Raw genomic sequence first — 7,473 nt, forward strand, 5'->3', positions numbered from 1 at the left:
GAAAAAACATAAATATGTCTTAATTTGAAATTATCTAAAAGTATATGCAATTCATTAAAAACACAAGTTCAGGCAAAGCAAGTATCATAGGACTTGTGATTAAATCTATAATCGGATTAGGGGTTATTTTAGGTATTATTTTTTTTCTAAGTACAATTGATTTTCCTGCACCTAAAAAAGAAATTGAAAAAATTATTCCAAATGAAAATTTTAAAATTGTTAAATAAGAAAATTCTTTTAATTAAATTAGTTTGTCTTATTTTTTTTACACCTGTGTTTGCAGAAGAGAAACCGATTGATATTTGGAATATAGAAAAAAAAGATAATCAAGCTATTTCAGAAACAAATATTTCAAGTGAAAATTCTAGCGGCACTACTCAGAATAGCGTTTATGAACTACAAACAAATAAACAAACAGATACTATTAAACTTGATAAAGAATTTTCATCAAAAGAAATTAAAATTGTTGGACTATATGATCCTAGTGAATACGGTTTGAGTATGGATATGTGGTCAAATTCTGATGGAACTAAATTAAAAAATTTATTTCAGAAGATTAATAAGTTTAATCTTTCAGAGGATGCATCTGATATAATGCACATATCTTTATTAACCAACGCTTATTCTCCAACTCAAAATATTACTGAGAAAGAATTTATGAGCTTTAAATCTGATTGGTTAATAAAAGATGCAAACTTAGAATTAATAGAAGAATATTTAATTAAAAACCAAATAATAAATTTGCATCCAAATTTAACAAGATATTTGGTAGATACTTATTTATCGGTATCAAACGTAAAAAAATCATGTGAGATTTTTTCTAAAAATTCTGAACCCATTCAAGATGAATATTTATCAAAATTTAATTTATATTGTTTAATCAATTATGGAAAAAATGAAGAAGCACAACTAATCTTAGATTTAAAAAAAGAGTTAGGTTTTGAAGATAGTTATTACGAAAACAAAATAAATTATTTATTTGGATATTTAGATGAGGCAGATAAAGAAATATCAATAAATTCAATTTTAGATTTTCATTTGGCTCATAGAACTAACCCTGAGTTTTCTTATGAACCAAGCGAAGATACACCTAAAATAATTTGGAAATATCTTTCAGCTGCTAATTTACTTTTTAAAATTCAAGATATAGAGATTACGGATGTAGAAAAAATTTCTACAATAGAAAAAGCTGTTAATGATAAAAATTATTCTGAAGAGGAGTTATTTGAATTTTATAAAAAATTCCAATTTAATATTAATCAATTTTTAAATGCAAAAGAGGCATATAAATCCCTATCTTCAATCGAGGGACGCGCTCTTTTATATCAAAGAACTCTTTTAGCTGAAGAACCAAAAATCAAATTAGAATTTATAAAGATATTAAAGGATCTATTTATATCTGATGAAATAGGTGATGCCTTTGATTTAGAATTAAAAAAATTTTTAGGTGAAATTAATGTTGAGGATGTGCCTTCAAATTTTACAACATTTTATAATAGCAATCTAAACAAGAAAGAGACAGCAGATAAAAAGATTAAATATAATAGTAAAATTTTACATCAATCAAAACTTATAAATTATTTTAATGGGGACTATGCAAAATCTAAAATTGAAGAGGATCTAGATAAATTTTTAAAGAAAATTAAAAAAGATAAAAAATATTTTTTATCAAAAAAAGATATAATTTTTATAGAGGCACTTAAATCTGATGGAGTTGAAATTTCAAAAAAATATGATGGTCTTTATGAGGTGAAGCAATCAGAAATGCCTGCCGATATTCAAACAATGATAGATAATAATGAGATGGGTGCCGCATTGTTGAGAATAATTGAGGTAATTGGACCTGATAAAATTGAAAATATTGATGAAGATACAGTTTATTTTATTATCAATACTTTAAATCAATTAAATGTTGATTTAATTAGAAACAAACTATTGCTAAAAGTTCTTCCTTTAAAAGTATAAAAATTATAATAAAATCAAGTTATGGCCATCAGAACTATAATAACAGAACCTAATAAATTACTTAGGCAAATATCTAAACCAGTCAATAGCGTTGGTAAAGAAGAGCAAAAATTGATGGATGATATGCTGGAGACAATGTATGACGCAAATGGAATTGGTCTCGCGGCCATACAAGTTGGTGTACCAAAGAGAATTATTGTTATGGATATAAGTAAAGATGAGAATAAAAAAGAGCCAAGATATTTCGTAAATCCAGTTATTAAAAATAAAGATCCAGAAAAAGCAACTTATGAAGAAGGATGTCTTTCTGTACCAAATCAGTTTGCAGAAATTGATAGACCTAGTAAGTGTGAAGTAGAATATCTTGATTATGATGGAGAAAAGAAATTGCTAAAGGCCGATGGTCTTCTGGCAACATGTATTCAGCACGAGATGGACCATTTAGAGGGAATCCTATTTATTGATTATCTTTCAAAATTAAAAAGGTCAATGATAATTAAAAAATTATCAAAATTAAAATCTACTTCTGTAGAAGCTTAATCAATGTTAAAAAAAATAGTTTTTATGGGTACTCCCATGTTCGCTGTTCCAATTTTAAAATCACTTTATCAAAATGGATATCCTATTTCTTGTGTTTATACACAACCACCTCAAAAATCTAAAAGAGGTCAAAAAATTAACAAGTCACCAATTCAATTAATTTCAGAGACTTTAAATATAGAATTTAGAACACCAAATTCATTAAAAGAAAATTTAGATGAATTAGAATATTTTAAATCTTTAGAGGCAGATTTGGCAATAGTTGTTGCTTATGGTCAAATTATACCAAAGTCATATTTAAATTTAACTAAAAAAGGATTTATTAATATACATGCATCTATTCTTCCAAAATGGAGAGGCGCTGCTCCTATTCAAAGATCAATTATGAATTTAGATAAAGAGACAGGAATTAGTATTATGAAAATAGGGGAGGAACTAGATACAGGCCCAGTATGCAATGTTTATAAAATTAATATAGAAAATAATTTAAATGCTGAAGATATTAATGAAAAGTTATCAAGTTTGGCTGCAGAGAAAATTTTAGATAATATAGATGATATATATGAGGATAAAGCAAACTTTATAGAACAAGATCACTCATCAGCTACATATGCATCAAAAATTCAAAAATTAGAGGGGCAGATTAATTGGAAAGAAGATGCTAAAATTATAATTGGCAAAATAAATGGACTTTATCCAGTTCCAGGCGCTTATTTCATGTTTAACGGTGAGAGATATAAAATATTAAAAGCAGAAATTGGACAAGCACAAGGAAAACCAGGTGAGGTTTTATCTGACCATTTAGAAATTTCATGTGGAGATAAAAAATCAATAAAAATTAAAGAAATACAAAGACAAGGAAAAAAGCCTCAAAGTATTGGAGAATTTGTTTTAGGAACACAAATTAAAAAGGGTTCATTTTTATAATGAATAGATACCAAATACTTATTGAATATGTAGGGACAAATTTTAGAGGATGGCAAATTCAAAAAAAGGGCCAAACAATTCAAGGATTAATTCAAGAAAAATTATCAAAATTATTAAAAGAAAAAATTGTTTTACATGGTCAAGGAAGAACTGATGCAGGGGTTCATGCATTTGAGCAATCTGCACACTTCGATTGTAAAAATAAAATAATTGATACAATTAAATTTTTAAAATCCATTAATCATTTTTTAAATTTAAAAGACATTGCAATTAAAAATATTAAAAAAAGAAATAATAAATTTCATGCTAGATTTTCAGCAAAACAAAGAATTTATAAATACTTTATTTTTAATCAAATAAGCCAACCAATAATTGAAAAAAACAGAGCATGGCATGTTCGTAAGCCTTTAGATTTAGAATTAATGAAAAAGGGTGCAAAAAAGTTATTAGGAACCCATGATTATTCAACTTTTAGATCATCAAGTTGTCATGCAAAAAGTCCAATTAAAACTTTAAAATCAATAAATATTAAATCATCAAAAAACAAAATTGAATTTCAATTTAGTTCTCAATCTTTTTTACAACATCAGGTCAGATCTATGGTTGGTTGTTTAAAATATTTGGGGGAAAAGAAATGGGATTTGAAAACTTTTGAAAAGAGATTTAAGTCAAAAAAAAGAACACTGTGTGCTCCTCCTGCACCACCAAGTGGTTTATTTTTATTTAGAGTTCTTTATTAATTTATTTTTATTGCTCATAGCAAACTTTTTATTTATTCGCCATCTAGACTCAGCTCTTACAATATACCCACAACAGTTTTTTGATTTACATTTACAAGGAAATTGTTTGTAGTTTTCATCATAACCAAATCCATAATCACATGTAAACTCCTCACCTTTTTTAATATCTTTGATTGCTTTAACCCAAATTTTCAATCCCTTTCCATCGTAATCACAATTATTATCACAAGAATGATTAATTAAACCTGCAGTATTCCATGGAAAATCTCCATCTAGATCGTATCTTTTATTTATTGTGAATAAATATATTGGTTTACTATTATCGTACTTATCAGAATCTTGTGTTTGTTTTTTAGTTATAAGTTTTCCAACATAGTCTATTATTTTTGTTCCCTCTTTAATGTCACGAGTTGCATAAAGCCCTCTCCCTTTATTATCAATGCCAGATTTTTTTATTTTATATAACTTCATGAAATTTTTTATTTAGAGTTTTCTTAAGAATTATCAATTAAATTCTAAAAGAGCATCAACGTGTCTTTTAGTGCTGTCTCGAAGTGCATTTAGGTCATAACCGCCCTCTAAAATTGAAACAACTTTTCCACCACAAAACTTTTTAGAGGTCTCTAATACTCTTTTAGTAATAGTAAAATAATCCTCTGTTTTTAAATTAAATTGAGCGAGAGGGTCATCTTCATGGGCGTCAAAACCAGCGCTAATCAATATAAACTCTGGTCTAAACTCTTCTAATTTTTTTAATACATGTTCAAATACGTTTAAATATTCTTCTGAACTTATGCCAGCTGGCAAAGGTATATTAAAGATATTGTTAAATTTACCTCTTTCTTGTTCAGAACCAGTTCCTGGGTAGTAGGGATATTGGTGAGTTGATATAAAAAGAACATTTTCATTTTCATAAAAAATATCCTGTGTTCCATTACCGTGATGTACATCAAAATCTATTATTGCAACTTTTTTATATTTATATTTTTTCAACAAATAATTTGCACCAATACTCACTGAATTTAAAATGCAAAAACCAGCTGCTTTATTTTGTGAACTATGATGTCCAGGAGGTCGAACACCACAAAATGCATTTTTAAATTCTTTTTTTTCTACTCCATCAATTGCAGCAATTATTGATCCAACTGCATCGAAAGTTGCATCTTTGCTTCCAGGTGAAATGATTGTATCACCATCAAGTGAAGAAAAACCTTTTTTTGGGAAAGAACTTTTTACTAAATTTAAATAATTATTTTCATGTGTGGTTAATAGAATATCATCTGAAACCTTAGATGGTTTCTTCCATATAAGATTTTTATTATTTAGTTTTTTAAAATTTTCTACTATGACTGATACCCTTGCTATTTGTTCTGGATGCCCAGGACCTGTATCATGATTTTCAGATGTATCTGATGTAATTAAACCAGTTTTCACTTAAAGTAATTATCTAAGATTTTAGTATAAATTAAAGTTAATTTTTTTAAATCTGAAATTGAAGTTCTTTCATTTACTTGGTGAATACTGTTATTTCTTAAACCAAGTTCAAGTCTTGGGATCGAACCTAAAAAACGACTGTCACTAGTTCCACCTCTACAATTTAGTTTTGGTGTAAGTTTAGTTACTTTTTTAACAACTTTTTTAACCATATGAATATCCTTATTTGGCTCAGTATAAAAGGCTTCACCACTTACTTTATATTCTATCTTGGTTTTGCATTTTTGTTTTTTTGCAACTGCATTAATTATTTTGTTTAATTTTTTCTTTAAGGCAGAAGATTTATATTTAGTGTTAAATCTTACGTTAAATTTTGCGCTTGCAGACTGAGGAACTACATTTTCTGATAAATTATCAACATTCATTTTTGTAAATTCTAAATTAGATGGTGGCATATACTTAGTGCCATTATCTAAAGGAGAACTTTTTAGCTTTGCAATTATTTTAGCTAAAGCTGTACAAGGGTTGATATAAGAGCCATAAAATGCTGAGTGACCACTTTTTCCATATACAGTTATAACCCCGTTCATAGAACCACGTCTTCCAATTCTTATTTCATCTCCAACTGACTTATTTGAAGAAGGTTCTCCAACTAAAGAGAAATCTATTTTTTCACTCTTTTTTCTTAAATATTTCATAACTGCTGGACATCCATAGCCTGTAGTTTCTTCATCTGCTGAAATAATGATTGAAATGGATCCATTAAATTTATTATTTTTTATAAAATTACTTACTGCACTTATCCAACAAGCTATACCACCTTTCATATCTTGGGCGCCTCTACCATTTAAATATCCTTTACTTACAACAGCTTTAAAAGGTGGAAGTTTCCAGTTATTAAGATTAGCAACAACATCTGTATGACCTAGATACATAATGTGGGGTTTCGATTTACCATATCTTGCATATAGATTGAGCGCTGGTTTAGGCCCTGTTCCTTTTGATTTAATTATTGTGCATCTAAAACCAATAGCACTTAATTTTTTAGATAAGAATTTCATTATACCCCTATCCTCTGTTTTGATCGTAGGAAATCTTATTAGCTCTTGAGCTAATTTTATTTCATTATAAGTTTTCATTAATCTATTCTCTTAAAAGATCATTAACTGACGTTTTTGATCTTGTCTTTTCATCAACTTGTTTAATTATTACCGCACAATATAAAGATGGTGCTTGTGGATTGTTTTTATCTGGCAAGGATCCTGGAACTACTACTGAATAAGGTGGAATTTTTCCATAAGTTATTTCACCGGTTTTTCGATTCACAATTTTTGTTGATTGTCCAATATACATTCCCATACTTAGAACAGAGCCTTCTCCAACTATTACGCCTTCTACTACTTCAGACATAGCTCCTAAGAAAACATTATCTTCAATAATTGTTGGTAATGCTTGAGCAGGTTCTAATACACCTCCAACTCCAGTGCCAGCTGATATATGACAATTTTTTCCAATCTGACAACAGCTTCCAGCACGACTAAACGTGTCCATCATCGTCCCTTCATCAATATATGCTCCGATATTTACATAACACGGCATCAAAACTGCATTTTTTCCAACAAATGATCCTTTTCTTACTGGTGAATTAGGCACCATTCTAAAACCAGCTTTTTCATGATCTTCTTTTGTCCATCCTGCTGTTTTTCCTTTAAGTAAGTGAGCTTTGTCATACCAACTACTGTATGGGCCATTTAAATTTTCCATTGGATACATTCTAAAACTTAACATGATAGCTTTTTTTAGATGTTGATGATAATGAACTTGAATTTACATATAATTTTTCTAATCTGTCCCCCTTATACCTAAA

Annotated in this window: 8 protein-coding genes and 1 pseudogene; 5 read left to right on the top strand and 4 right to left on the bottom strand. The window is 28.4% G+C overall.

Annotation, left to right across the window (positions count from 1 at the left end):
* Positions 1-44: 44 nt before the first annotated feature.
* Genes AMN81_RS05805 through truA form a run of 5 tightly spaced genes read left to right on the top strand, consistent with a single transcriptional unit; the run spans position 45 to position 4,172 of the window.
* Positions 45-227 carry a hypothetical protein gene (locus tag AMN81_RS05805; RefSeq protein WP_072091133.1) on the top strand — a complete coding sequence of 61 codons (183 nt, stop codon included), beginning with the start codon at positions 45-47 and terminating at the stop codon, positions 225-227.
* Positions 202-1,965 carry a hypothetical protein gene (locus tag AMN81_RS05810; RefSeq protein ID WP_072091135.1) on the top strand — a complete coding sequence of 588 codons (1,764 nt, stop codon included), beginning with the start codon at positions 202-204 and terminating at the stop codon, positions 1,963-1,965. Before AMN81_RS05805 ends, AMN81_RS05810 begins: the two co-directional genes overlap by 26 nt.
* Before the next feature lie 21 nt (positions 1,966-1,986).
* Positions 1,987-2,505: a peptide deformylase gene (gene def, locus AMN81_RS05815; RefSeq protein WP_072091137.1), complete on the top strand. Its 519-nt coding sequence runs from the start codon at positions 1,987-1,989 to the stop codon at positions 2,503-2,505.
* 3 nt (positions 2,506-2,508) lie between these two features.
* Positions 2,509-3,432, top strand: a complete 924-nt coding sequence (gene fmt / locus AMN81_RS05820) for a methionyl-tRNA formyltransferase (RefSeq protein ID WP_072091146.1) — start codon at positions 2,509-2,511, stop codon at positions 3,430-3,432.
* Positions 3,432-4,172, top strand: coding sequence for a tRNA pseudouridine(38-40) synthase TruA (gene truA / locus AMN81_RS05825; protein ID WP_072091147.1), 741 nt, complete (start codon positions 3,432-3,434; stop codon positions 4,170-4,172). The genes fmt and truA overlap by 1 nt, the downstream gene beginning before the upstream one ends.
* On the opposite strand, the gene AMN81_RS05830 is transcribed toward truA, so the two are convergent.
* The 4 genes and pseudogenes from AMN81_RS05830 to AMN81_RS05845 form a co-directional block, all read right to left on the bottom strand.
* Positions 4,152-4,643 (bottom strand): SET domain-containing protein, encoded by a 492-nt coding sequence (locus AMN81_RS05830; RefSeq protein WP_023854413.1) that lies wholly within the window; start codon positions 4,641-4,643, stop codon positions 4,152-4,154. The two genes, truA and AMN81_RS05830, sit on opposite strands and share 21 nt — an antisense overlap.
* A 33-nt stretch (positions 4,644-4,676) precedes the next feature.
* Entirely contained in the window at positions 4,677-5,606 is a 930-nt protein-coding gene (locus AMN81_RS05835; protein WP_072091149.1) for a histone deacetylase family protein, read from the bottom strand.
* A complete protein-coding gene (gene dapE, locus AMN81_RS05840; protein ID WP_072091151.1) occupies positions 5,603-6,745 on the bottom strand; it encodes a succinyl-diaminopimelate desuccinylase in 1,143 nt (380 codons plus the stop codon). Before dapE ends, AMN81_RS05835 begins: the two co-directional genes overlap by 4 nt.
* A 4-nt stretch (positions 6,746-6,749) precedes the next feature.
* Positions 6,750-7,418: pseudogene (locus tag AMN81_RS05845) on the bottom strand (2,3,4,5-tetrahydropyridine-2,6-dicarboxylate N-succinyltransferase); the annotation flags it as partial.
* Positions 7,419-7,473: the final 55 nt, after the last annotated feature.

The organism is Candidatus Pelagibacter communis (genome assembly GCF_001179845.1).
Taxonomy (GTDB): domain Bacteria; phylum Pseudomonadota; class Alphaproteobacteria; order Pelagibacterales; family Pelagibacteraceae; genus Pelagibacter; species Pelagibacter ubique_Q.